The 24,572-nt window shown below is 65.2% G+C and carries 21 protein-coding genes and 1 pseudogene; 7 read left to right on the forward strand and 15 right to left on the reverse strand.

Features of this window, described 5'->3' with window-relative positions; genetic code table 11:
* Positions 1-95 precede the first annotated feature (95 nt).
* The 6 genes from NYR58_RS16595 to NYR58_RS16620 all read right to left on the reverse strand — a co-directional run bounded on the left by NYR58_RS16595 (position 96) and on the right by NYR58_RS16620 (position 6,051).
* A complete protein-coding gene (locus NYR58_RS16595) occupies positions 96-926 on the reverse strand; it encodes an inositol monophosphatase family protein (protein WP_261522235.1) in 831 nt (276 codons plus the stop codon).
* The gene (locus NYR58_RS16600) at positions 923-1,756 is read right to left on the reverse strand and encodes a glycerophosphodiester phosphodiesterase family protein (RefSeq protein ID WP_261522236.1); all 834 of its coding nucleotides are present in this window, start codon (positions 1,754-1,756) and stop codon (positions 923-925) included. Before NYR58_RS16600 ends, NYR58_RS16595 begins: the two co-directional genes overlap by 4 nt.
* Entirely contained in the window at positions 1,749-2,852 is a 1,104-nt protein-coding gene (locus NYR58_RS16605; protein ID WP_261522237.1) for an ABC transporter ATP-binding protein, read from the reverse strand. Before NYR58_RS16605 ends, NYR58_RS16600 begins: the two co-directional genes overlap by 8 nt.
* Before the next feature lie 10 nt (positions 2,853-2,862).
* On the reverse strand, positions 2,863-3,741 hold the full coding sequence (gene ugpE / locus NYR58_RS16610; protein ID WP_261522266.1) for a sn-glycerol-3-phosphate ABC transporter permease UgpE: 879 nt from the start codon (positions 3,739-3,741) through the stop codon (positions 2,863-2,865).
* A 44-nt stretch (positions 3,742-3,785) separates the two neighbouring features.
* The gene (locus NYR58_RS16615; RefSeq protein ID WP_261522238.1) at positions 3,786-4,667 is read right to left on the reverse strand and encodes an ABC transporter permease subunit; all 882 of its coding nucleotides are present in this window, start codon (positions 4,665-4,667) and stop codon (positions 3,786-3,788) included.
* 88 nt (positions 4,668-4,755) lie between these two features.
* On the reverse strand, positions 4,756-6,051 hold the full coding sequence (locus tag NYR58_RS16620) for an extracellular solute-binding protein (RefSeq protein WP_261522239.1): 1,296 nt from the start codon (positions 6,049-6,051) through the stop codon (positions 4,756-4,758).
* A 283-nt stretch (positions 6,052-6,334) separates the two neighbouring features.
* On the opposite strand from NYR58_RS16620, the gene NYR58_RS16625 reads away from it, so the two are divergent.
* From NYR58_RS16625 to NYR58_RS16650, 6 genes are all read left to right on the forward strand, one after another.
* The gene (locus NYR58_RS16625) at positions 6,335-7,246 is read left to right on the forward strand and encodes a LysR family transcriptional regulator (RefSeq protein ID WP_261522240.1); all 912 of its coding nucleotides are present in this window, start codon (positions 6,335-6,337) and stop codon (positions 7,244-7,246) included.
* Positions 7,247-7,350: 104 nt separating this feature from the next.
* Positions 7,351-8,151 carry a carbon-nitrogen hydrolase family protein gene (locus NYR58_RS16630; RefSeq protein ID WP_261522241.1) on the forward strand — a complete coding sequence of 267 codons (801 nt, stop codon included), beginning with the start codon at positions 7,351-7,353 and terminating at the stop codon, positions 8,149-8,151.
* A gap of 7 nt (positions 8,152-8,158) precedes the next feature.
* On the forward strand, positions 8,159-8,836 hold the full coding sequence (locus NYR58_RS16635) for an RraA family protein (protein ID WP_261522242.1): 678 nt from the start codon (positions 8,159-8,161) through the stop codon (positions 8,834-8,836).
* Between the two features lie 37 nt (positions 8,837-8,873).
* A complete protein-coding gene (locus NYR58_RS16640) occupies positions 8,874-9,881 on the forward strand; it encodes a TRAP transporter substrate-binding protein (protein WP_261522244.1) in 1,008 nt (335 codons plus the stop codon).
* Complete coding sequence (locus tag NYR58_RS16645) at positions 9,878-10,384, forward strand: TRAP transporter small permease (protein ID WP_261522246.1); 507 nt, start codon at positions 9,878-9,880, stop codon at positions 10,382-10,384. The genes NYR58_RS16640 and NYR58_RS16645 overlap by 4 nt, the downstream gene beginning before the upstream one ends.
* Position 10,385: 1 nt before the next feature.
* Positions 10,386-11,672 (forward strand): TRAP transporter large permease, encoded by a 1,287-nt coding sequence (locus NYR58_RS16650; RefSeq protein WP_261522247.1) that lies wholly within the window; start codon positions 10,386-10,388, stop codon positions 11,670-11,672.
* Positions 11,673-11,713: 41 nt separating this feature from the next.
* On the opposite strand, the gene NYR58_RS16655 is transcribed toward NYR58_RS16650, so the two are convergent.
* The 5 genes from NYR58_RS16655 to NYR58_RS16675 all read right to left on the reverse strand — a co-directional run bounded on the left by NYR58_RS16655 (position 11,714) and on the right by NYR58_RS16675 (position 16,612).
* Complete coding sequence (locus tag NYR58_RS16655; protein WP_261522248.1) at positions 11,714-14,110, reverse strand: aldehyde dehydrogenase family protein; 2,397 nt, start codon at positions 14,108-14,110, stop codon at positions 11,714-11,716.
* Positions 14,111-14,121: 11 nt separating this feature from the next.
* On the reverse strand, positions 14,122-15,132 hold the full coding sequence (gene deoC, locus NYR58_RS16660) for a deoxyribose-phosphate aldolase (RefSeq protein WP_261522251.1): 1,011 nt from the start codon (positions 15,130-15,132) through the stop codon (positions 14,122-14,124).
* A complete protein-coding gene (locus tag NYR58_RS16665; protein ID WP_261522252.1) occupies positions 15,129-15,269 on the reverse strand; it encodes a hypothetical protein in 141 nt (46 codons plus the stop codon). Before NYR58_RS16665 ends, deoC begins: the two co-directional genes overlap by 4 nt.
* Before the next feature lie 123 nt (positions 15,270-15,392).
* Positions 15,393-16,379 carry a sugar-binding transcriptional regulator gene (locus tag NYR58_RS16670; RefSeq protein WP_261522253.1) on the reverse strand — a complete coding sequence of 329 codons (987 nt, stop codon included), beginning with the start codon at positions 16,377-16,379 and terminating at the stop codon, positions 15,393-15,395.
* Positions 16,376-16,612, reverse strand: coding sequence for a hypothetical protein (locus NYR58_RS16675; RefSeq protein ID WP_261522254.1), 237 nt, complete (start codon positions 16,610-16,612; stop codon positions 16,376-16,378). The genes NYR58_RS16670 and NYR58_RS16675 overlap by 4 nt, the downstream gene beginning before the upstream one ends.
* Positions 16,613-16,839: 227 nt before the next feature.
* Here NYR58_RS16675 and NYR58_RS16680 point away from each other — a divergent pair, with 227 nt between their 5' ends.
* Positions 16,840-17,328 (forward strand): hypothetical protein, encoded by a 489-nt coding sequence (locus NYR58_RS16680; protein ID WP_261522255.1) that lies wholly within the window; start codon positions 16,840-16,842, stop codon positions 17,326-17,328.
* Here NYR58_RS16680 and NYR58_RS16685 read toward each other — a convergent pair.
* The 4 genes and pseudogenes from NYR58_RS16685 to NYR58_RS16700 form a co-directional block, all read right to left on the reverse strand.
* The gene (locus NYR58_RS16685; RefSeq protein ID WP_261522256.1) at positions 17,315-18,520 is read right to left on the reverse strand and encodes an HlyD family type I secretion periplasmic adaptor subunit; all 1,206 of its coding nucleotides are present in this window, start codon (positions 18,518-18,520) and stop codon (positions 17,315-17,317) included. The two genes, NYR58_RS16680 and NYR58_RS16685, sit on opposite strands and share 14 nt — an antisense overlap.
* 10 nt (positions 18,521-18,530) lie before the next feature.
* A complete protein-coding gene (locus NYR58_RS16690) occupies positions 18,531-20,741 on the reverse strand; it encodes a type I secretion system permease/ATPase (RefSeq protein WP_261522257.1) in 2,211 nt (736 codons plus the stop codon).
* A 179-nt stretch (positions 20,742-20,920) separates the two neighbouring features.
* The gene (locus NYR58_RS16695) at positions 20,921-22,411 is read right to left on the reverse strand and encodes a TolC family protein (RefSeq protein WP_261522258.1); all 1,491 of its coding nucleotides are present in this window, start codon (positions 22,409-22,411) and stop codon (positions 20,921-20,923) included.
* Positions 22,412-22,733: 322 nt separating this feature from the next.
* Positions 22,734-24,572 (reverse strand): annotated as a pseudogene (locus NYR58_RS16700) (hypothetical protein); the annotation flags it as partial.

A 24,572-nucleotide genomic window follows, 5' to 3' on the forward strand; every position in this document is an offset into this window, starting at 1 on the left:
TCGACGTCAATACCTTACCCCTGGAACTGAACGGCAATCTCATCCTGATCGACACCGGCACGCGCGATCTCCTGGGCTGAGCCGGCTGCCGGCGATCAGGACAGGCCGAGGGCGCGGCATATGGCCTGCCAGCTCGCCGCGTCGGACGCGAGCAGCAGCCGCCCCTCAGTCATCGAAGGGCGATAGGGCGTGCCAGGCAGCACGGCGGCATGACCGCCCGCCTCGCGATGGATGAGATGGCCGGCCAGATGGTCCCACGGCATGAGCTGCGCGTTGAGCAGGAAATCCGCGCTGCCCTGCGCCAGAAGCCGGTACTCGTAGGCCGAGCAGCGATAGTTCGTCACCCTCTGAAACGCCGGCAGCCGGGGCGCAAGGGCTGCCTGTTCCTCGGCGGGAAGCTGGGGCAGGCCGACAATGCCCGACATGCCGCCCACGGGACGCGGCGGCGCGACACGCAACGGGCGGCGCTGGCCATCGGGAGCGGCAAGCCATGCCCCGCCGCCTGCCCGCGCGAAGACGAATTCGCCGGTGAGCGGATAGTGGATGATGCCGGCCACCGTCCGCTCCTCCGCCACCAGCGCCACCATCATGCCGAACAGCGGCAGGCCATGGGCGAAGTTCCAGGTGCCGTCGACCGGATCGATGACAATGGAAAGCGCGGCCCTGCCGAGTTGCCGCAGCCGCTGCGGCTCGGCCGACACGGCTTCTTCGCCGATCACCAGCGCGCCGGGAAAACGGCGGGCGAGTGCAGCAGTCAGCATGCGCTCGGCCCCCAGATCGGCCTCTGTCACCAGGTCCTCGGCCCCCGCCTTGCTGCGCACCTCGCCGCTTTCGAGCCGCTGGAAACGGGGCATCACCTCCTGCAGCGCGGCCAGGCGCATATCCGCCATCACCGCTTCCAGATCGGCATCGCAAATGCTGTTCAACGGCCCGTTTCCTCAAGATAGGACTGCAGCGCCTGCGGCTCGTCCGTCTGTATGACGCTGACGCCCGCCTCGACAAGCCGGCCCCAGACACCATCGGGATTGGCCAGTGCAGCACGATCGCTCAAACCGCAAGACGCCACGGGGTCGAGCGTGTTGACCCAGATCGCGGTGCCGGCATCGGCCAAGCGCTGCCGGTGCTCCGCCATGGATTCGAGCCTGTCGAAACTTGCCTCGCACATGAAGGGGCGCATGGTTTTCAGAAGGTCGGCCAGCGCAGCGCCGTTGCCGCCAGTAAAGCGCGCCATGGGCATGAAGGCAATGCCGCGCAGATCGCCCGGGCAGGCCAGCCATTGCCGCGCCTCGGGCGTGTCCACCGGCGCCTTGACATCCACCTGCCCCGCCATGCCCATATCCGCCACCTCGGCGACGAGGCGCGGCATCAGCGCGCGGTCCTTCAGGTCGAGGTCGAGGAAGATGCGCCCGCGCGCCACCTCCAGCGCCTCGCGAAGCGTGGGAATGGCATGCGCCGTCACAGCCCTGCCCGACCCGCCATCACCCTCGCGCAGCCGCATCCGCCTGAGCTCGGCCAGGCTCAACCGCCCGGCCCTTTCGGCCCGGCCCGCCATACGCTCCAACGTATCGTCATGCAGCAGGAACAGATGCCCATCAGCGCTCTGCCGGATGTCGATCTCGACGATGTGGTAGCCCGCGGCGATGGCCGCCTCTATGGCCGCCAGGCTGTTCTCGGGTGCGCAGTGCCAGGCGCCGCGATGCGCCGCAATCGCACAGCCGCGGCGGGGGTCGGCGATGAAATCGGCGTAGTCAGACATATGCTTCCTGCGCTGCCGGCTGCGCCTGCGCGAAGGCATCGCGGATCACCCGTCCGTTCTCCGCGTCGAACAGGTGGAGACGATGATGCGGCAGACAGACGAAGAGCCGGGCGCTCTCCTCCAGCGTATAGCCGAAGGGCGTGGCGAGGCGAAGCTCGGTGCCGCCGTCGAAGCGCACGGTGACGATGTTGTGCGAGCCCAGATCCTCGCGATGAACCAGCGAGACGGGAATACCCTCCGGCAGTGGCGCGGTGGCCAGCGTGACGTCCTCCGGCCGGATGCCGAGGCGAAAGGCACCCAACCTGTCGGAACGGGCAACGATGGGGCCATCCGGCAGCCGCAGGCCGGTGCCGTTGCCGGTGACCGGCAGGATGTTCATGGGCGGGGCGCCGATGAACTGGGCCACGAAGACGGAGGCCGGCCGATGATACACCTCCCTCGGGGTGCCGATCTGCTCCACGCGGCCGCCATTGAGCACCACCACCCGGTCGGCCAGCGTCATGGCTTCGAGCTGGTCATGGGTAACATAGATGGAGGTCGTGCCGAGCCTCTTCTGCAATTGCTTGATCTCGCTGCGCATCTCGATGCGCAGCTTGGCATCGAGATTGGAAAGCGGCTCGTCGAATAGGAAGCAGGCCGGTTCGCGCACGATGGCGCGGCCCATGGCAACGCGCTGGCGCTGGCCGCCGGAGAGCTGGCGCGGCTTGCGCTCCAGATAGTCGCCCAGATGCAGGATGCCGGCGGCCTCCGCGACGCGGCGCGCGATCTCTGCCCTGTCCATGCCGCGATTCTTGAGCCCGTAGGCCATGTTCTGGCGCACCGACATGTGCGGGTAGAGCGCATAGTTCTGAAACACCATGGCGATGTCGCGGTCGGCCGGGTCCACCTCGTTGACGATCCGCTCGCCGATGGCGATCGCGCCCTCGGTCACGGTCTCCAGCCCCGCCACCATGCGCAGGAGGGTGGACTTGCCGCAGCCCGAAGGCCCCACGAGCACGATGAACTCGCCATCGGCAATGTCGATGGACACGCGGTCCACGGCGCGCACGCCGCCGGCATAGACCTTGCTTATTTCCTCTATTCTTACGGAAGCCATGGCGTCGTTCCTATTTGTCGCTTTCGGTCAGGCCCTTGATGAACCAGCTCTGAAACACCACCACGATGACGACGGGCGGCACCATGGCGAGGATGGCGAGCGCCATTGCCTCTCCATATTCGGGGATGTTGGAGCCCACCCACACCTGCAGGATCTGCTTGATGCCGCGTACCAGGGTGAAGAAGCTCTCGTCGGTGGTGATCAGCGTCGGCCAGAGATACTGGTTCCAGCCGTAGACGAACATGATGATGAAGATTGCCGCGATCATGGTGCGCGACAGCGGCACCAGAATGTCGATGAAGAACTTGACCGGCCCTGCCCCGTCGATGCGCGCCGCCTCCAGCAGCTCGTCGGGCACCGACTTGAAGAACTGGCGGAAGAAGAAGGTTCCCGTCGCGGAAGCGACCAGCGGCACGATGAGCCCAGTATAGGTGTTGGTGAGCCCCATCGAATGCACGATCTCGTAGGAAGGCAGGATGCGCACTTCGAGCGGCAGCAGAAGGGTGACGAAGATGGCCCAGAAGGCAAAGGTGGCGAAGGGGAACCGGAAATAGACGATCGCATAGGCGGCCATCATGGAGATGACGATCTTGCCGATGGCGAAGCCGAAACCGAGAATGAGCGAGTTGACGGCCATGGTGAGCCCGTTGACCTCGCCGGTAAAGCCCGTGCCCTCCAGAAGCACCTTGCGATAGGTCTCGGAGAAGGCGCCGCCGGGCAGGAACTGCAGGCCCTCGCGGTGGATTGTCACCGCGTCATGGGTGGAGGTGATGAAGGCGAGCAGCACCGGAACGATCATCAGCGCCGAGCCGGCAATGAGGATCAGATGGTTCATCACCGCCCGCCACCGGATGCGGCGCGCCGCAGGCGCCGCAAGAGGTGCTGCCATGGCGTCGGCGCCCTGTGTCTGGCTGAGGCTCATGCCACCCTCCCTCACGTGTAGTGGACCCGCCGCTCGATCAGCCGGAACTGAACGACGGTCAGGATGAAGACGAGCACCATCAGGATCACCGACTGGGCCGACGAGCCGCCGAGATCGTTGCCGCGAAAGCCGTCGAGGAAGACTTTGTAGACGAGCGTCACCGGGTTGTTGGCCGGCTCGTTCTTGGTCATCAGGTCGATGACGCCGAAGGTGTCGAACAGCGCATAGGTGATGTTGATGATGAGCAGGAAGAAACCGGTGGGCGCCAGCAACGGAAAGGTGACGGTCCAGAAACGGCGCAGACCCGACTTGCAGTCGATCACCGCTGCCTCGCGCACCGAGTGGGGGATGCCCTGCAGGCCGGAAAGGAAGAAGATGAAGTTGACCGGGATCTGCTTCCACACCGAGACGACGACCATGGCGAAGGCCGTGTCCCAATAGTTCACACCGACGCGCATCTGCCAGCCGAACCAGGCGGCCACATCCACCAGCGGGCCGACATGCTGATCGAAGAGGAGGATGCCGAGAAGGCCGGCGACCGGCGGCGCCACGGCATAAACCCACATCAGGAGCGTGCGGTAGGTCTTGGCCCCGCGCAGGATTTCATCTGCCTTCACGGCGAGCACCAGCGCAATCGCCAGCGAAAAGAAGGTGACGAGCAGGGTGAACCACACGGTGAAACGCGCCACCCGCTGATACTCCGCCTGCGTCAGCGCGGCGGCATAATTGTCGAGGCCGACGAAGGTGGAGCCGAAGCCGAAGGGATCCTCCAGAAAGAAGGAGGAACGCACCGCCTCGCCCGCCGGCCAGTAGAAGAAGACCACCACGATGGCAATCTGCGGCAGGACGAAGAAATAGGGCAGCCAGGAATGGCCGAAGGTCACACGTTTCATGACAGCATTTTCCTGCCGGTCGTTTTGCAAAAGGCATGGGAGGCGCGAAACCGCGCCTCCACACACAAGTCTTGTCGCGGGCTTCGCGTCAGGAAGCCGTGCGGGCGAAACGGTCGAGCAGCTTGTTGCCTTCTTCCTCGATGGTCTCGAACGCATCGTCGACCGTCGTCTGACCGGAGAAGATCTTTCCGTACTCGCGATTCATGACGTCGCGGATCTGGACGTAGAAGCCCATGCGATAGCCCTTGGTCCACTCGCCGGCCGGCAGGTTGAGCTGCTTGATTCCCACCTCGGCGGCAGGAACGCGCTCATAGTGGCCATCTTCCCTGGCCAGCTCGTAGGCGGCCTGGGTGATCGGCACATAGCCCGTCTCGCGGTGCCACAGATACTGGACCTCCGGCGAGGTGAGATACTCGAAGAAGCTGGCCACCGCCCTGTTCTCCGCCTCGCTCTTGCCGGACATGGCAAACAGAGCCGCACCGCCGATGAAGGTCTGCTTTCCCTCCTCGATGACCGACTGCCAGTAGGGCAGGTAGTCGGCACCGAACTCGAAGTCCACCGACTGGCTCAGGCCGCCGAAGGAGCCGGAGGAGCCGAGCCAGATGGCCACCTTCTCCTGCTCGAAGGGCGTCTGGTTGTCGGCCCAGGCGGCGCCGTAGAACTGGAACCAGCCCTTCTCCTGCCACTCAAGCAGCTTGCGGAAATGGTTCTTCAGGGCATCGTTGTTGACGAGCAGGCGCGTATCGGCCGCCCCGTCGTAGCCGTTGTTGTTGGTCGCGAACTGAAGATTGTGCCGCGACATGAAGTTCTCGGTGAAGATCCAGGGCAGGTGCGACTGGGCAAGCGCCACATAGCCCGCCTCCTTGAGCTTGGGCGCGATCTGCTCGAACTCCTCCCAGGTCTTGGGAGGCTCGACACCCGCCTTCTCCAGCGCCGCCTTGTTGTAGTACATGATCGGCGCGGAGGAGTTGAACGGCATACCGATCATCTTGCCGCTGGAATCGGCATAGAAGTAGCGCACACCCGAAATATAGTCGTTGATGTCGAAACCGGCACCGGCCTCCTTGAGCAGATCTTCGACCGGAACGACAGCACCCCTGGCGCCGATGATGGTGGCGGCACCGGCGTCGAAGACCTGCAGGATGTGCGGCTGCTCGCCGGCGCGGAAGGCGGCGATGCCGGCGGTAAGCGTCTCCTCGTAGGTGCCCTTGAAAACCGGGGTCAGCTCCACCTCGTCCTGCGAGGCGTTGAAATTCTGGGCGATCTCGTTGACCACCTCGCCCAGCCGGCCGCCCATGGCGTGCCAGAACTCGATCCGCGTCTCGGCCCAGGCCGTGGCGCTGGTCGACAGCAGAAGCGCTGCCGCAAATAGCTGTCTGATCATCTTTCGATCCTCCTTGAAGGCCACGCATCCATCGTTGCGATGGGCGCACTGGTAGGAGGCATCGATGACAAGCGCTTGATGGTTCCATTACATCTGTGTGACACTCACAGAACGATCGGCCATGGCGCATGCCGAGCTGAGAATCGGGCTCCCCGCAGCCACCGCTTCCGCACCTGCGCCGGGGGCAGGCACGGCGGCGGGCCCATGCGTCTCCGGCGCGCATCGGTGCTTGCGGGCAGGCCCGGACGCGGCCGGGAAACGGGAGATCAGAACCGGGGGCGCGATGAACCTCACCTTCCTCGAAACCTTCATCTGGGCGGCGCGACTGAAGAGCTTCACGCTGGCCGCCGACCGCATGAACGCCACGCAGGCGGCGGTGTCCGCCCGCATCGCGACGCTCGAGCGGGAGCTGGGGGTGAAGCTCTTCCACCGCGAGCCGCGGGAGGTGAGGCTGACGCCGGAGGGCGTGTTCGCGCTCGAACGCGCCGAGGGCCTGGTGCGGGCAGCGCAGGACTTCATCAACGACATCGGCGCCAAGGAGCGGCTGCGCGGCACGGTGCGCATCGGCGTGATCGACACCATCTCGCATAGCTGGCTCATTGACCTCATCAGGAGATCGAAGACGCTCTATCCGCAGGTCAATATCGAGCTGACCGCCGATACAAGCCTGCGCCTGACCGACCTTCTGCTGGCCAACGAGATCGACGTGGCGCTGATCATGGGGCCGGTGCGCGCCGCCGATGTCGTGAACATCGACCTTTGCACCTATACCTGTGTATGGACGGCGTCGCCCGAACTGAACCTGCATGGCCGCCAGCTCGACGTGGACGATCTCGCCGCCTTTCCGATCATCTCCTTCCCCAAGGGCTCCCAGCCTCACGAAGCGTTGCGCCACTATTTCCACCGCCATCTGGAGGCCGGCACGGTGCTGTATGCCACCAACTCGCTGGCCACCATCATGCGCATGACGATCGACGGCATCGGCGTGGCCGCCATACCGCCGCCGGTCATGCGGCGCGAGCTGGCGCGCGGCGAACTGGTTCCCCTCGATGTCCGACAGCCCTTTCCGCCCTTGAGCTTCCAGGCCGTCTATATCGACAGCCCGACCTTCGTGCTGCCGGGTGCCATCGCCCATCTGGCGCGCGAGGTGGCGCGCGCCTTCTGCAACCGCAGCGATCCATCGGAAGCCTGGTAGGGCACCGGCACAAATTTTTCTTATGGCAACCGCCAAAAATATTGCGTTGGACATGCAGGACCGGCGCGGAGACCATTCCCTCGTGCAAGAAAGACGAGGGTGCCGTGAAGATTTCCATCGTTCAGATGAATTCCCAGGGAGACAAGGCCGCCAACATCGCGGCGGCGAAGGATCTGGTCGCCAAGGCCGCCGAGGACCGCCCGGACCTGATCGTGCTTCCCGAATATTGGGCGCTCCTGGGCGACGGGCCGGCGGAGTTTCACGCCAGCGCCGAGGCGTTTCCCGAAGGAGAGGCCTATGCCGCCATGGCCGAGCTCGCCCGCCGCCACGCGGTGACGCTGCACGGCGGCAGCATTGTCGAAAAGCACGGCAATGCCTTCCACAACACGACCGTGGTCTTCGCCCCCGACGGCAGCGAGATCGCCCGCTATCGCAAGATCCACCTGTTCGACGTGGACGTTCCGGGCGGCGTGAGCCACCGCGAAAGCGCCACCATCGCGCCGGGCTCGGACATCGTGACCTACCGGTGCAAGGGGCGCACCGTGGGCTGCGCCATCTGCTACGACATCCGCTTTCCCGAGCTTTTCCGCGCCCTGCGCGACCGGGGAGCGGAGGTCATCGTCCTGCCTGCAGCCTTCACGCTGATGACCGGCAAGGACCATTGGGAGGTGCTGGCGCGCGCCCGGGCCATAGAAACCCAGACGCATTTCGTGGCCGTCGGCCAGTACGGCACCCACGCAGGCGGCAGAAAAGCCTGCTTCGGGCACAGCATGGTGATCGACCCGTGGGGGCATGTGACGGCGCAGGTGGGAGACCATGTCGGACACACCACCGTGACGATCAACCACGAATATCGCGACCGCGTGCGCCAGAACGTGCCGGTCCACAATCACCATGTGCTGTGAGGCGCCGATGTTTCAGATCAATCCTCTGCCGCCGCAGATTCCCGAGACCACCATCAGGCGGCTGGAGCAGGTCGAGACCGCAACCGTTGGCCACTTCCTGCACAGCCAGTTCGCCGACAACCGCCTGCGGGCGGTGCTGGCGGACAAGCGCGTTGCCGGCACGGCCGTCACCCTGCGCATTCCCGGCGCCGATTCCACGCTTCTGCACCATGTGCTGGCGCTTGTGCGGCCGGGCGACTTTCTTGTGATCGACCGGGGCGGCGATACCAAGCACGCCTGCTGGGGCGGCGTCGTCACCAATGCCGCCAGGCTCGCTGGCGTGGCGGGCGCGGTGATCGACGGACCTGCCACCGATTTCAGCGAGATCCGGCGCTGCGACATGCCGGTGTGGTGCACCGGCCCCGCCCCTATCACCACCAAGCTTCTCGGCCTGGAAGGTGCCTTCAACGTGCCTGTCTCCGTCGGCGGGCAGGCGGTGGAGCCCGGCGACGCGGTGCTGGCCGACGAGAGCGGGGTGCTGTTCCTGAAACCGGACCAGTGCCTGGCCGTGGCCGAACGCGCCATCGCCATGCAGGAGCGGGAGCTGACGGTTCTCGAAAGGCTCCGCAACGGCGAGAAGCTTCCCGACATCACGGGAGCGAGCGAGAAGGTGGCGGCCGGCATGCGCTCGCTCGCCGCCGAATAAATGTTGGACAAGGCTCGAAAAAATGGGAGAGAGTGAGATGAAGGCATTGAGAAAAGCAGCGCTGGCTGCAGCCGCGACGCTGGTCGTCGCCGGCCTGAGCTTCGAGGCGTCCGCCGAAACCTGGCGCATGGCCCACAAGATGCCGGCGGACTCGGTGGAAGGTCGAGTCTTCCAGGCGTTTGCCGACCGCATCGCCGAAAAGACGGATGGCGCGATCACCGTTCAGGTCTACCCCAACGAACAGCTCGGCAAGGACGACGCCATTCTGGAACAGCTCCAGATGGGCACGGTGCACATCTATCCCGAAGGCTCCTCCTACCTGCAGAAATGGGTGCCGGAGATGCAGTTCGTGAGTGCGCCCTTCCTGTTCGACGACCGCGAGCACTGGGCGCGTTTCATGGCGTCCGACCTCGTGAAAGACTGGCATGAGCGCATCGAGACGGAAGCCGGCATCACGGTGATCGGCGACCCCACCGCCATGGTGCGCGGCCCCTACCGCGTGATGGTGGTCAAGAAGCCGGTCGCATCGCTCGAAGACATTCAGGGCCTGAAGCTGCGCCTCCACCCGGACGAGCTGGCTGCCGCAGCATGGCGCCATCTGGGCGCCGAGGTGCGCACGCTGGCCTGGACCGAGGTCTACGAGTCGCTGGGCCGCGGCATCGTCGAGGCCGTGAACAGCCCGATTGCCCTGGTCGAGCCGATGCGCTTCTACGAGGTGGCGCCGCATGTGGTCCGCCATGACGAATATCCGCAGGGTCTGGCCTTCATGGCGAATGCCGCCGCCTGGAACGCGCTCGACGAGGAAACCCGCGCCCAGGTCCTTGAAGCCTATGACGAGGTGGCCGCGGAATCGGCTGCGGAAACCTTGAACGCGGCCAACGAGTCCATCGAGCGCATGAAGAAGGAGGGCGTGACCTTCTTGCAGCTCGACACCGCCCCCGTGGTGGAGCGGATGCAGCAGCTCTACGAGCAGATGCGCGAGAACGGCGAGCTGCCCGAGGGCTTCCTGGAGACGGTGGCGGAAACCCGCCAGATCGACGGATGATCGCGAAGGCCCTGGATGCGGGCCTCGGCCTGTGCGAGCGGGTTTTCCTGGTCGCGGCAAACGGCCTGCTTCTGCTGATGTTGGCGATCAACCTCGCCAACATCCTTTCCAGGCTGCTGTTCGACCTCGGCATCATCTGGGTCTTTCCCTGGACCGAGGTGCTGTTCGTCTGGATGATCTTCCTCGGCTTCTTCGTGATCTACCGCCGGGGCCAGGACATTTCCCTGGACATCCTCGTCCGCCAGTTCGGGCCGAGGGTGCGCGCCATGCTGCGCATTCTGGTGGGCTGCATCGTGATCGGCCTGCTGCTGCTCATCCTTTACCAGGCGCCGATCCTGGTGCCCCGGCAGGTGGGACGGATCGACCTTGTGGGCATCCAGCGCTATTGGCTCTCCGTCCCCTTCTTCATCTCATGCGCGCTGATCGTGCTGCAGTTCGTGCTCGACATCATCGTCAGCACGCGCACGCTCGCCACCGAAGCCAGACCCGTGGAGGAAATGTGACATGGTGGCGGTTGGCCTGTTCGCAACCTTCGTGCTGCTGCTTGCCATCCGGGTGCCGATCACGGCGGCCATCGGCGTGGCGGTCGCCGGCGCCCTCATCGCCTCGGGCTTCGCCGGCAATCTGTGGATCATTCCCATGAAGGTGCTGGAGGCGGCGGGCAATTCCTCGCTGCTTGCCATTCCCTTCTTCGTGCTTGCCGGCAACCTGATGAACGCCGTGGGCATGACCGAGCGGATCTTCAACTTCGCCAATGCGCTGGTGGGCCACTTCCGGGCCGGCCTGGCGCAGGTCAACGTGCTTGCCTCGGTGATGCTGGCCGGCGGCACGGGCGCGGCCGTGGCCGATATCGCCGGCCTTGGGGCCGTGGAAATCAAGGCCATGCGCGAACGCGGCTACAAGCCCGCCTTCGCTGCAGCCATCACCACCGTTTCGGCCATCGTGGCGCCCTTCATCCCGCCTTCCGTGCCCCTCGTCGTCTACTCGTTTCTCGCCAATGTATCGGTGGCACGAATGTTCCTGGCGGGCATCGTTCCCGCCTTCCTGATCGCCGGGGCATTGATGGTCTTCAACCGCTTCCTGGCGACCCGTCAGGACTTCCCGCGTGAACCGCGCGCCTCGCTGGGCGAGATCTGGCGCCACGCGCTGACCGGCGCAGCGGCGTTGATCGCCCCGGCCATCATCATGGCCGGCATCCTGACGGGCACGACCACCGCATCGGAGGCCGGCGTTCTGGCCTGCGCCTATATCCTGCTGCTCGGCTTCCTCTTCGGCACGCTCACCTGGGGCACGCTCATCAAAGCCACCACAGAGACCATGCTGATCACCTCGATGATCATGATCATCATCGGCTTCGCAAACAGCATGGGCTGGCTTCTGGCCATCGAACAGGTGCCGCAGACCCTGGCGGCCACCATTCCCGATCTGGTGGACAGCGCCTTCTTCTTCCTGCTGGTAACGATACTCGGCATGCTCATCATCGGCTGCTTCATCGACGGCGTGACCATCAAGCTGCTGCTGGTGCCCATTCTGCTGCCGCTGGTCGACTCCTATGGCATCGACCGTGTTCACTTCGGCATCGTGGTGCAGATGTCGATCATCCTCGGCATCGCCACCCCGCCGCTCGGCATCGGTCTCTATATCGTCTCGCGCATCGCGGCCGTGCCGGTGGAAGAGGTGGTGCGCTCCGTCATCCCCTACTTCATTCCGCTGACCGCGGTGCTGGTGCTTCTGGCGGGCTTTCCGCAGATAAGCCTCTGGCTGCCCGATCTTCTGATGGGCCCGCGATAGCGCGGGCCCGCCGCACCGGGACGCGACGCGGCCGGGTCAGGCTACTCGCCGTAGGGCACCCAGATGTTCTTGACCTGCGTGGCGCGACGCAGGAATTCGCGCCCCCCGCCCTGCCGCTCGTCCAGCCAGTTGCGCGTCTTGCCGTCGCTTACCCAGGTGGCCTTGAGGTTGCCGCAGGAGGCGCGCTCGACCATGGCGCTGCCCGCGCGCGAACCGAAGTACCACATGGCGGCAACCCCGTCGTGCTCGGCCAGTATCCTGGCCAGCGTGTCCTTCTCTCCCGTCACGATGTTCACCACGCCCGCCGGCACATCGGAGGTGTCGAACACCTGATAGAGGTTGGTGGCAAGCAGGGGATGACGTGTCGAGGGCACGGCCACCACGCGGTTGCCCATGGCGATGGCCGGCAGCACCAGCGAGACGAAGGCGGCCAGCGGTGCCTCCTCCGGCGCCACGATGCCCATCACGCCCCACGGCTCGTTCATGGCCAGCGTGATGTGCCGCGACTTGGTTGCGTGCACCGCGCCGTCATACTTGTCGGCCTGGGCGGCATAGTAGAAGATGCGCCGCAGTGCGGTGTCGAACTCGGCGGTCGCCGCCTTGGCGCTCTGGCCTGTGCTTTCGACAAGAAGTGCGATGAACTCCTCGCGCCGCATGTCGAGGTTTTCGCCGACATAATAGAGCACCTGCGCCCGGTTGTGCGCCGTCGCGCCGCCCCAGCCGCCGGCCCTGGCCGCCGCCTCGACGGCATTGCGGATGTCCTTGCGGTTGCCAAGCGGGGCCTGGCCGATCACCACGCCGCCCTTGCCCGGCACATCGTAGGAATAGCCACTGTCCGGCCGCGCCTGCTTGCCGCCGATATACATCTTGGCCGTACGGTCGATGCCACCGAAAGCGGCGAAGCGGCGCTCAGCTTCCGGGGCGCCGCGCGGGACGAAGGGCGTCTCCTCCCTGCCCGGCTTCAAAGCCCTTTCGACATCGCTGACCAGATATTCGTAGAGCCCCTCGCGCGCGCCCTCGCGGCCGAAACCGCTCTCGCGATAGCCGCCGAAGCCCGCACCGGCATCCAGCATGTTGGTGCAGTTCACCCACACCACGCCGGCCTTCACCCTGGCGGCCGTATCGAGCGCCAGGTTGATGTTCTCCGACCAGACGGAGGCGGCGAGGCCATAGCGCGTGTTGTTGGCAAGCTCCACCGCCTCCGCGGGCGTGCGGAAGGTCATGGCCACGGCCACGGGGCCGAAGATCTCCACGCCGCAGACGGTGGAGGCCGGCTCGACCTCGGTGAAGAAGGACGGCGCGAAGAAATATCCCTTCTCGGGAAGCGGAGCGGGCGCGCGCCACAGCCGCCCGCCCTCTTCCTCGCCCTGGCGGACGAGCGCCGAGATGCGCTCAAGCTGCTCGGCTGAGACCACTGCGCCCACGTCGATGGCCTTGTCCAGAGGATCGCCGACGCGCAGACTCTCCATGCGCCGCCTGAGCTTGTCGTAAAAGCGGCCGGCCACGCCCTCCTGCACGAGGATGCGCGAGCCGGCGCAGCACACCTCGCCCTGATTGAACCAGATGGCATCCACCACGCCTTCCACCGCACCGTCGAGATCGGCATCCTCGAAGACGATGAAGGGCGACTTGCCGCCAAGCTCCAGCGACAGCTTCTTGCCCTGCCCGGCGGTCGCCTCGCGGATGATGCGGCCGACCTCCGTGGAGCCGGTGAAGGCGAGCTTGTCGATATCCTCATGCGCCGTGATCGCAGCACCCGTCCGCCCGTCGCCATGGACGATGTTGACCACACCTTCGGGCAGACCCACCTCTGCGCAGATCTCGGCGAAGGCCGTGGCGGTGAGCGGTGTCTGCTCGGCCGGCTTCAGCACCACCGTATTGCCGGCGGCAAGGGCGGGCGCGACCTTCCAGGCCAGCATGAGCAGCGGGAAGTTCCACGGGATGATCTGGCCGCACACGCCGACCGGCGAAAAGCCCTCGAACTCGCTTTCCACCATCTCCGCCCAGCCGGCATGATGGTAGAAATGGCGCGCGACCAGCGGAATGTCGATGTCGCGCGTCTCGCGGATGGGCTTGCCGTTGTCCATGCTCTCCAGAACGGCCAGGAAGCGCTGGCGCTTCTGGATGTGCCGGGCAATGGCATAGAGGTAGCGGGCGCGCTGATGGCCCGAAAGCCGCGACCATTTGGGAAAGGCGGCGCGGGCGGCCTTCACCGCGGCATCGACATCCGCCGCGCTGCCCTGGGAGACGCGTGCAAGCTCCTCCTCCGTGGCCGGGTTGACGGTGGCGAAACGTTCATCGCCCGGCCGTGTGAAGCTGCCGCCGATGAAATGGCCGATGCCGGCGGCCCGCCCCTTCAGCCACGCTCTGGCCTCTTCGCTGGCCTCGGGGGCCGGTCCGTATTCCATGGTGCGCATGATGTCTGTGATCTGTTCCATGTTCCTCGTCCTCAAGCGAGAGCATGACGGTGGGACGCGGAGTAACGCCCCGTGGCGAAATGCTCGAGCTGGCGCTCGATGTCGCCCAGCATGGAGCTTGCGCCGAGGCGGAAACGGTCCGGCATGGTCCAGGCGGTGCCGAGTTCCTCCTTCATCAGGATCAGCCAGTTGAGCGCGTCCTTGGCGGTGCGCATGCCGCCGGCCGGCTTGAAGCCGACGACCTGGCCGGAGAGCGCCTGATAGTCGCGGATCGCCCGCACCATGGTCAGCCCCACCGGCAGGATGGCATTGACCGCTTCCTTTCCTGTCGAGGTCTTGATGAAATCGGCCCCGGCCTGACAGGCCACCATCGAGGCGCGATAGACATTGCGCAGCGTGGCCAGGTCGCCGGTGGCGAGAATGGCCTTCATGTGCGCCTGTCCGCACGCCTCGCGCATGGCGCGCAGCTCGTCATAGAGCGCCCGCCAGTTCTGGGTCAGGACATGCTCGCGGGTGATCACGATGTCGATCTCGCCGGCCCCGGCCTCCACCGCGTAGCGGATCTCGGCCAGCCGCTGCGGCAGCGGCGTAAGCCCGGCGGGAAAGCCCGTGGCGACCGACGCCACGGGGATGCCGGTTCCCCGCAGCGCCTTCACCGCATGCGGCACCATGGTGGGATAGACGCACACCGCACCCACTGTGATGCGCTCCTCCTGAAGCCCGAGAGCCGCCTGCAGCTCGGCCGCAAGCGGTCTCTTCGCCTTCATGCACAGGCGGTGCACCCGGCCGGCGGTGTCGTCGCCGGAAAGCGTCGTCAGGTCGATGCAGGTGATCGCCCGCACCAGCCACGCCGCCTGCCACGCCTTCTTGACGGTGCGCCGCGTGACAAGCGTGGCGGCCCGCCGTTCGGCCGCCGACAGGTTGACGGCCACATGCTCGAACCATTCGGGCGCCAGCGCGGTGCCCGCGTTTCGCGACGCGTGCGGCGCCTCGGCGGCTTGCGGAACGGCTTGAATCGTCGGTTGCTTTTCCGGCAGGATCATGCGCGACCCCTCCTCGTTTCAACAATGCGGTTGGGCAGGACGGCGGCGACGATGATAAGGCCCGTCACCGTCATTTGATAGAAGGGGCAGAGGCCCGGCAGATTGAAGGTGCTGCGCAATACCTGAAGCTGCATCACGGCAAAGAGTATCCCAAGCAGGCCGCCGCGCCGCCGAACGGGATCGTGCGCCCCGGCACCAACGGCCGCGACGACATCGAACCTTTCGGCTGCGGACGTTTTGCACGGCCAGCACGGCATCGGTCACGGCCTGCCCTCCAGCGCCGCGCGCGCGCACGCCTCGTCGGTGATGAGGACGGAGACATAGCCCGCCTTGAGCGCTGCCAGCGCCACGGCGTGTTTTGCGCGACCCGAGACGATGCCGATGGCGCGGCTCTTGCCTCTCAACAGATCGAGCCTGAGGCCGAGGGTGCGGCCATCGAGTTCGGCATCGACGATGGCGCCCGAGGCGTCGACAAAGCGGCCGAGAATGTCACCCACCGCGCCCATTTCCCGCAGGCGGTCGATATGTTCCGGCTCGATGAAACCCGAGGTCACGAGCACGGATTCGTGCGACAGACCGCCCATGCTGAAGCAGGCCACATCGGCCTGTTCGGCAAGCCGCAGCACATTCTCGATCACCGGATCCTGCTCCAGCACCTCGCGGGTGCTCCTCTTGCCCACCACGGCCGGCACGGGAAGCAGCGTCGCCATTCCGCCGGCGCTGTGGGCGAATTCCTCGGCCACGGCGATGGCGCGGCTGGAGGTGGAGCGGATGTTGGTCGCGCCGTTGACCAGCACCACATGCAGCCCCGGATTCCAGTTGGCAGGCAGAAGGCGGGCGACGGCCGACATCGTGCGCCCCCAGGAAACACCCATGAGAGAGACCTGCGGCTTCAGCCCGACGATATATTTGCTCGCCGCCTGCGCCACCGCCTCCAGCGCCAGATCGTCGTCGTTCGCCGGCCCCTGCGGCACCACCACGGCATCACGCAGACCGAAAGCCTGCTGCAGCTCCACCTCCAGCTCCGTGGCGCGGCTGCATCGCGGCATGATCTCGATGCGGACGATGCCCAGCTCGCGCGCCTCGGTGAGAAGCCGGCTGATCTGCCAGCGCGTCAGGCCCAACTCGCTGGCGATTTCACCCTGTGTGCGCTGCAGGTCGTAATAGAGCTTGGCGGCGCGCACCATCAGATGCTCGCGCTGCTCGTCATAGGGCAGTCTCACGAAAGGCGGGCGGGCCTCGTTCACGCGGTGCCCTCCTGCGGTCGTGACGACCGGTGCAGCACAGGCATGTCGGCGGCCTCGACGGTGCCGGGCTTGTCCACTGCCCGGGCGACCATGGCCTCTGCGCCCATGGAGGGCGGCTGCCCGACGGACACCGCCGTCGCCTTTCCGGGGGAACCGTTCGCGACCATTGCCATGTTCTTGGCGCCGAGATCAGTAAATGTGAAATTCATGCTCAATTGTGAGATGACAAACATCAGAATCGGAGGGCGCTGTCAAGCGCGGTCAGACGCGAGGCCCGCACGCGGCCCCGCCAACCGAAAATGGCATCCCCGCCCGATCGCAAACAGATGTGCAAAGCCCGCAGATGGCGGTTCCAGTGTTTTGGAACGGGCCTCGCCCGTGATAGGCACGATGCGAGGCCTGGTTGGAAAATGCAGGCCTGCTACACGCCCTGATGGAAGAGCAGAGAGGGAGGCGCTTGATGGTGAACCCCTTCTACCGCATCGTGGTGCTCACGCTCGCGAGCATCTGTGTCGGAACCGTCGCCTCGCTTGGGGCGATTGCCTTCGTGGAAGCGGTGGCATGGCTGAACGATCTGCTGCTCGTCTCCCCGCGAACACGCATTCTGTATGTCGAACATCCGCTGCTGGTGGCCGGCGCCACCGTTCTGGCACCCGCCCTCGGCGGGCTTCTGGTCGGGCTCGCCTTTTGGCGGCTGTCGTGCGTGCAAAGGCCGCTTGGTCCCCCCGACGCCATCATCTCCGTGCAGACGCGGTGGCTGGCCTTCAGCCGATACGGCAACATCAGATTGGGCCGCAGAGCAACTGCAAACGGTGACCGCTGCCGCCCAGCCGAGACTGGAAGAGCTTTGAGGAGGCAGGCGGGCATCCCGCACGGCGTGTCCGCTTGCGCAGTAAGAGGCCGCCGGCTCGAGCCGGCGGCCTCGACAACCGGGATCAACGCTCGCTGAGCGCTTCCTGGCCCCTCAGGAGAGGCTTCAACAGATAGGCAAGAACCGTCTTGGAGCCCGTTCGGATTCTTACCTCTGAGACCATGCCCGGTTTGATGGGCAGCGGCCCGTCCGGCCCTTCGAGCGCGTTGCGTTCCGTGCGCACGCGCACCATGTAGTAGGGGTCATCGTCGCGGCTCTGCTCATCGACGATCGTATCGGCGCTGATGAAGACCAGCTCGCCCTCGAGCGAGCCATAGATCGCCGTATCATAGGCGGTGATGTTCACCGTTGCCGGCTGGCCGACATGCAGAAAGGCGACATCCCGCGGGCGGATGCGCGCCTCCACATAGAGCGCATCGTCCAGCGGCACGATCTCCATGATCGTCTCACCGGGGTCCACCACGCCGCCCTGAGTGGTGACTTCCAGCTTCTTCACGATGCCGCGCACCGGAGATTTCAGCTCCGTGCGGGCCAGCGCCGCCCGGCGATCGGCGAGCTGCTGGCTGAGGCTGGAGAGCTCGGCAGACTTGCGGGCAATCTCCTCGTTGACCTCCTGGAAGTAGCGGTTGCGCACCTCGATGAGTTGACCACGAAGATCTGCCACATTGCGCTTCAGCTTGATCTCGTCGGCGGCCGAGGCGGCGCCCCGCTGCACCAGCGGCTGCATCAGCTCCAGCTCGTTCTGCGCCAGCATGATGCGCTCCTCGAGGGAGGCCGTCGTTTCGGCCAGATTGCGGCGGCGCGCGCGAAACAGCTGCTGCTCCACGGCCACCACCTCCTCATGAACCGCCACGTCCTCCGGCACGTCGAACCAGTCGAGCCCGTCCCGCTCTGCCCGGAGGCGGCTGAGTGCGGCGCGCAGGGCAATGACCTGCCCTTCCAGATCCTGATAGGCGGAGCGGAAACGCGTGTCCTCGAGGGTTGCAAGGGTCTGACCTGCAGCGACCTCCTGGCCTTCATGGACATAAAGCCGCTCGAGAATGCCGCCATCCAGGCTCTGGATCACCTGAACCCGGCTCGACGGCACGACCTGGCCCATGCCCTGCGCGGTCTCCTGCAGCGGCGCGTTCGCCGCCCAGATGACGAAGACTACGAGCGTCAGCGCAGTGAGCCAAAGCACCGGGCGCCCGAATATGGTGCGCTCTTCCACATCGACCGCAGCGCCCTGCGCGCCGAACGCACCCCAGGCAGCAATATCCTGTTTTGCCATGCCCGATCTCCTATTTTGCGCGTGCCGGTTCGTTGCTCGACAGGGCGGCGAGCACCCCTTCAACGGAGCCGTCGGCCACCGGCCGGCCACCCTTCATCACCACGGCACGGTTCACCAGGGTGAGGATGGGCTGACGGTGCGTGGCGACAACGAGCGTCCGCTCGGCCAGCCAGCCGCGCAGATTTTCGATGACGCGCATTTCGAGCGCGTGGTCCATGGCAGCGGTCGGCTCGTCGAGGAGAACGATGCGCGGGTCGCGCAGCCACAGGCGGGCAAGCCCCATCGACTGCCGCTGGCCACCGGACATGCCCGTTCCGCCTTCGCCCAGCTTGCGGTCGAGCCCCAGCGGATGATCGCGCACCAGGCTGTCCGCGCCGGCGAACTTCAGCGCCTCGATCAGTTCCTCGTCCTCGCGATTGTCCAACCCCAGAAGCAGGTTCTCGCGCACCGTACCGAAGAAGAGCCGCACATCTTGCGGCAGATAGCCCACCGCCTTGCGGATGTCGGCGGGATCGATCTGGCGCATGTCCGTTCCATCCAGCAGAAGGCGGCCCTGGGAAGGGTGATAAAGGCCCGACAGCAGCTTCAGAAGCGTCGACTTGCCTGAACCGTTGGCGCCCAGAAGCGCCGTGGCAGAACCCGCAGCCAGGGACAGCGAGGCTATGCGCACGATCGGTTCCCCGTCGCGGTCGTAGCGGAAGGACAGCTCCTCCGCCTCGTAGGCACCGTTGAGGCGCGGGCGATGCACGAAGCGCCGCCCGGCGGGCCGGTCCACCGGCGCGCGCATCACCGCCTCCAGGTTCTTCAGCGAGGCACGCATGTGCTGCCAGCGCGCGAAGATCCCGGAAAGCCGGGTGAGCGGCGCGAGCGTGCGGGAGGAGAGGATGGAGCAAGCCAGGAGCGAGCCCAACGTCATCTCGCCAGCGGCGATCTGATAGACGCCCACGACGAGCACCATGACATAGGCTGCCTGCTGCACGGCGGTGGCGGAGAAGGTAAGCACCGCCGACAGCCGCCGCATCTCAACGCCATTGCCGGAGAGGAAGCGCGTCTGCTCTTCCCAATGGTGCTGAAAGCGGCTCTCGCCCTGCAGCGCCTTGACGGTTTCCGAGCTGGCGAGCGCCTCGATCAGCAGGCCGCTGCGCACCGCACCTTCCCGAAGCTGGCGGCGCGACAGGCGGGCAAGCGGCCACTGCGCCAGCAGACCGGGAACGATGATGAACGGAATGGCCGCGATCAGCACCCACACGACGCTGCCGCCGATCAGCCAGATGATGATCAGGAACATGAAGACGAAGGGCAGGTCGCTCAACGTGCCGATCGTGGTGGAGGTGAAGAACTCGCGGACGGCGTCCATCTCCCGCACCTGGCTGGAGAACACGCCCACGGAGGCAGGCTGCGCCTCCAGCCGGATGCCGAGCGCCTGCTCGAAGATGCGCGCCGACAGGCGCTGGTCGAGATTCCGGCCCACAGTATCCATCAGATAAGCGCGCGTGATGCGCACCACCGCCTCGATGGCGATGGCGATCAGCACGCCGATGGCCAGCACCCAGAGTGTGGCGTATGCGAGGTTCGGCACCACGCGGTCATAGACCTGCAGCGCAAAGAGCGAACTGAACACGGCCAGCGTGTTGGCAAGCGCGGCGGCGAAGCCGACCTCGGCGAAGTCCCACTTGTAGCGGGCCAGCTCGCTCCAGAACCAATGGCCCTCCGGTTCCTCCGAGACGGCGGCCGCGCGCCCGTCATTGCGCAGAAGCGGCGTCGCGAAGGCCACGAGGCCGGCGTGACGGGCCGACAGCTGCGACAGGGGAACGGTTTCCTCCTGCTCGGCCATGTCGGGGTGCACAATCCGACAGTTTTCTCCGTCCCGTTCCTTGTAGATCACCACCGAACCATCGGAGAGGAACACCGCGACAGGAAGAAAGCGCGCCTCGATTGACGAAAGCGAACGCCGGCGGACCTTCACGTCCAGCCCGGCGCGTGCCGCCGCGCGCGGCAGAACATCGAGCGTCAGCCGGCCGTCTTCGAGGGGCAGGCCGGCCGTCAGCTCTCCGCGCGTGGCGGAACGGTTGTGCAGACTGCACAGAACGAGAAGCGCATCGACGAGATCCGTCGCAGGCGCAACAGCCGATGCGCCGACCTCCTCCGTTTCGGCGCGTTGCGCGTCCTCGGGCGCACCGTCACGGTAAGCCTTAAACCAGTCTATGTTCTTCGCGTTCATTTTTCCAAATCCGGCCTTCGCATTGTCCTTGCTCTTTCATCGGCACGCCGGCCCCTCTCCGGCGTAAACGGCTCGGTGCTTCCTGCACCTGCCAGGAACCACAAATGCGCAACCGGCAGCCGCCGGTCGCGCTCGTTGTGTTTCCTGTCTCTTGCGGCCTCGGGTCTCGCGCCCGGTCCTCAGCTATTCCCCGACGGTGCGGTTATGTTCAAAACACTTCCCAGCATTCCCAACGCTCCGGCTGCCTCGTATTGCAGCGTGTAGAGGTCGTAGCGGGTCTCCACCAGGCTGGTCTCGATGCGCGTCAGGTCCGACTGCACGGTGATGAGATCCGTGAGGGAGCGCGTGCCGGCCTTGAACTGCTCTTCATAGAGGTTGCGCAGCTCGCGGGACTTGGTGCGCTGCTCCTGCAGGATGGCCAGCCGGGCGCGCAAGGTCGGCTCCTGGTCGAGATAGGCCTGAACCTGGCGCGTGACCTCGCGGCGCTGGGTCTCAACCTGCCAGGTCGCCTCGTCATAGGCGAAGCGCGCGGCGTTTACCCGCTGGACGTTGCTCAAGCCCTTGAACGTCGGCCCCTTCAGGCGCAGCCCGACACCCGTGTTGGGGTCTTCGTTCGCCTCGTCGCCGCGCACATACGCTTCCACGCTGAGTTTCGGAAAGAGATCGGCCTTCTGCGCCGAGATCGCGGCATTGGCCTTGGCCGCCTCCGCCTGCGCGAGGACGACGGAGGGCGCCTGGTCCACACGCTGGCGCAGATTGACGCTTTGCGTGCGCGCCCCGCCGGAAATGCGCAGAAGCGAGCTCAAGGCAGAGGAGAGCTCGGGCACATCCGTGGTGCCCGGCGCCTCGCGCCCGATGCGCGAGGCATAGACGCTGCGCGCATCCCGCAGCGCGCCGCGCGCGTTTTCCAACGTGGACTCCGCCTCGCCGACATGCACTCCGGCAAGGGCCACCTCCGTGGCATCGCCATAGCCGGCCGAAGTGCGCTGCCGTGCCAGACCGGCGATGCGCTGATAGGCGCTGAGTTGCTCCTGCGCCACCTTCTCTATCTCGCGCGCCCGTGCGACAGCGATGTAGGCGTTTGCCGCATCCAGCATCACCTTCTCGCGCTGCGCTCTGGCCCTTGCGATGGTCGCATTGCGCGATGCCTCGGCGCCCGAGACCTCTGCCCTGGTCTGGCCCCAGTCATAGATCGGCTGCGACAGCGTCACATTGTAGTCGTGATCGCCGTCGCTTCCCACGCCTGCACCACCGGTGAGAGAGGGATAGTAGCCCGCCCGTGCAATGGAAACGTCGATGCCGGCGGCCGAAAGCGCGGCCTCCGCGCTGCGCACTTCGGAACTGTAACTGAGCGCGGCCATAACGGCATTGCGCAAGCCGCCGGAGCCCGAACCCGCGGCGCGCGGCGCCTGCATGCCCGCAGGCGCAGCCGAAGCCAGAGAGGATGCCTGCAAAGAAGATGCCGCGCCGGACGGCGTGGCGGAAACCATGGATTGAGACGATTGTCCCTGGTTCGCCTGGACACCGCCCTTGTTGTAGGAAACATAAACATATTTCTTCTTGGAGCCCGTGCACCCCTGAAGCACGGTGCTTGCGATCAGGACGCCGAGCAACGTCCTCGCCCACATCAGCCGTCCCCGCTTCTTTAGCTTCTGTGTCTTGATGGCCACGTTGTCTTTTCCGTTTAACGCTCTCGATCCGTCAGGTGACTTCCGCGCCTCGGGCTCCATGAACTGCGCCCGCGCCCGGCATCCCCGACAGACCCTGCCCCTGTTTGTCGGCCGTCGGGAACGGGTGCCCCGTACTGGCCACAAGCGGTTCCGCGCCATCCTCTAGCGGGTGCTCTGGAACCCTGCTCGCCGGCTGTCATTGGTGCAGAAGGCCCCGTCCAGGGGGCCTCCTGCGCGATTTTTCGGACAGTTGCTCATGGTCCAACCGCCAGTGCCGGATGGCGGACGGCGGGCCGCGCCGCCATCCGCCGGTCCGTGGTGGCTAGGCCGCCATCACCGCCGCGTCGTCCTCGATCCACAGCTGGACGCTGCCGGAGTCCTCGTAGACCTGGTAGGTCACGTCGCCCTCGGTCACCGTCTCGCCGGTGTTCGTGAAGCCGTTGGCGTTCACGGTGTCGTCCGCATCGGCCAACACGCGCAGCACATTGGTCTCCGACGGCTCCAGGATCTGCAGGATGTCCTCCTCCGTGAGCGTCAGGGAGTTGGACTGCGTCCCGGTGATGTCGATCACCTCGATGCTGCTGACCTTGGAGGCATCGATCACCGAGAAGTCGAGATCGATCCCGTAGCCGGCGAGCGCCAGGACATCCGTGCCCGCGCCACCGTCGATGGACGCAAAGCTGGCATCGCGGACATAGATGACATCATCGCCATCACCGCCGCTGATGGCATCCGCGCCACCCTGACCATGGAACAGGTCGGCCTCCTCGGTTCCCGAGAGAACGTCGGCGCGAGGGGTGCCCTCCACGAGCCCGACCTTCTCGAGGCGCGTATTGAAGTTATATGTCCAATAGCCATCTCTTATGCTTACGGAGTTGGTTATCGGATCTTCCGAGAAGGTACCATCACCAAGCCCCTCGAAGACATACATGATATTCCTAGCACTATTGCCGTACACCCAATCGAGGATGCCATCGCCTGTAACGTCTTCGAGATGCGTTCCATGGCCAGTGAACCAGATGCCGTCGAGCCGGAAACTGGAAAGATCGGTCTCGATTACATTGGAAGAGTCAAACGACCCGTCTTCCCTGCCTTCCAGAACCCTAATCTTTCCTTGGTAATACTGGGCATAAACATAGTCAGCGATACCGTCGCCGGTGACGTCCTTGACGAAAGACCAGCTCAGATAGCTGCCATTTTGGCTCCGATAGCCATATCCCGTATCATCCAGCACCGCGAGGCTGCTGGCGATACCGTTGGACTGCAACGTCCCATCTTCGTTGAAGTAGCGGACGGTGATCGTATTGTTGGTATCATCCCAGTGGACATAGGCCTTCTTCCCAGGGCCACCGACATCCGCAATCGCAGCTTCCCCATTTCGGGCAAACTGAAGATGCGCGGCAACACCATAGGAATAGACGGGCTTCTTGGAGAAGGTACCATCGCCGTTGCCCTCAAGAACAACGAGGTTTGGATCCCGGTTGTCGGCAAACGTATAGGTAGTACTATACACCCAGTCACGTATACCGTCGCCGGTTACGTCCTCCAGGAAGGTATTCTCGTAGGCGTTCCGGCCAACCCACTCCTGTCCACCCAGATAAAGCGCACCAAGATCGGTGCTGATCACCTGTGATGAGAAGCTGCCATCTTCCAAACCCTTAAGCACCAGAAGGGCCTGATTACCACGATATCCGTATACGAAATCGCTAATTCCGTCGCCCGTCACATCCTTAAGCTCAGCCCAAGCGTCATAGCTTGCACTGGGTTGGTAGTAGTACCACCCTCGGCCCTGCCCCATGATGATGCCACGAACGCCAGTCGAAACCGCCTGAGCATTCTCCAGACGACCGGTATCCTCAAAGAAATAGTAGTTGATCGTATCGTAGTCCAGATAAACCCAAGTGTTCTGACCTAGGTTGAAATCGGCATCGGCGTCTGAGTCAGCGTCTGCATCAGCATCAGCGTCAGCATCGGCGTCCGCGTCAGCATCCGCGTCCGCATCGGCATCCGAGTCAGCATCGGCGTCCGCGTCCGCATCCGAGTCAGCATCGGCGTCCGCGTCCGCATCCGAGTCAGCATCGGCATCCGCGTCCGCATCCGAGTCAGCATCGGCATCCGCGTCCGCATCCGAGTCAGCATCGGCATCCGCGTCCGCATCCGA

Origin of the sequence: Chelativorans intermedius (assembly GCF_025398255.1) — a bacterium.
In the GTDB taxonomy this organism is placed as follows: domain Bacteria; phylum Pseudomonadota; class Alphaproteobacteria; order Rhizobiales; family Rhizobiaceae; genus Chelativorans; species Chelativorans intermedius.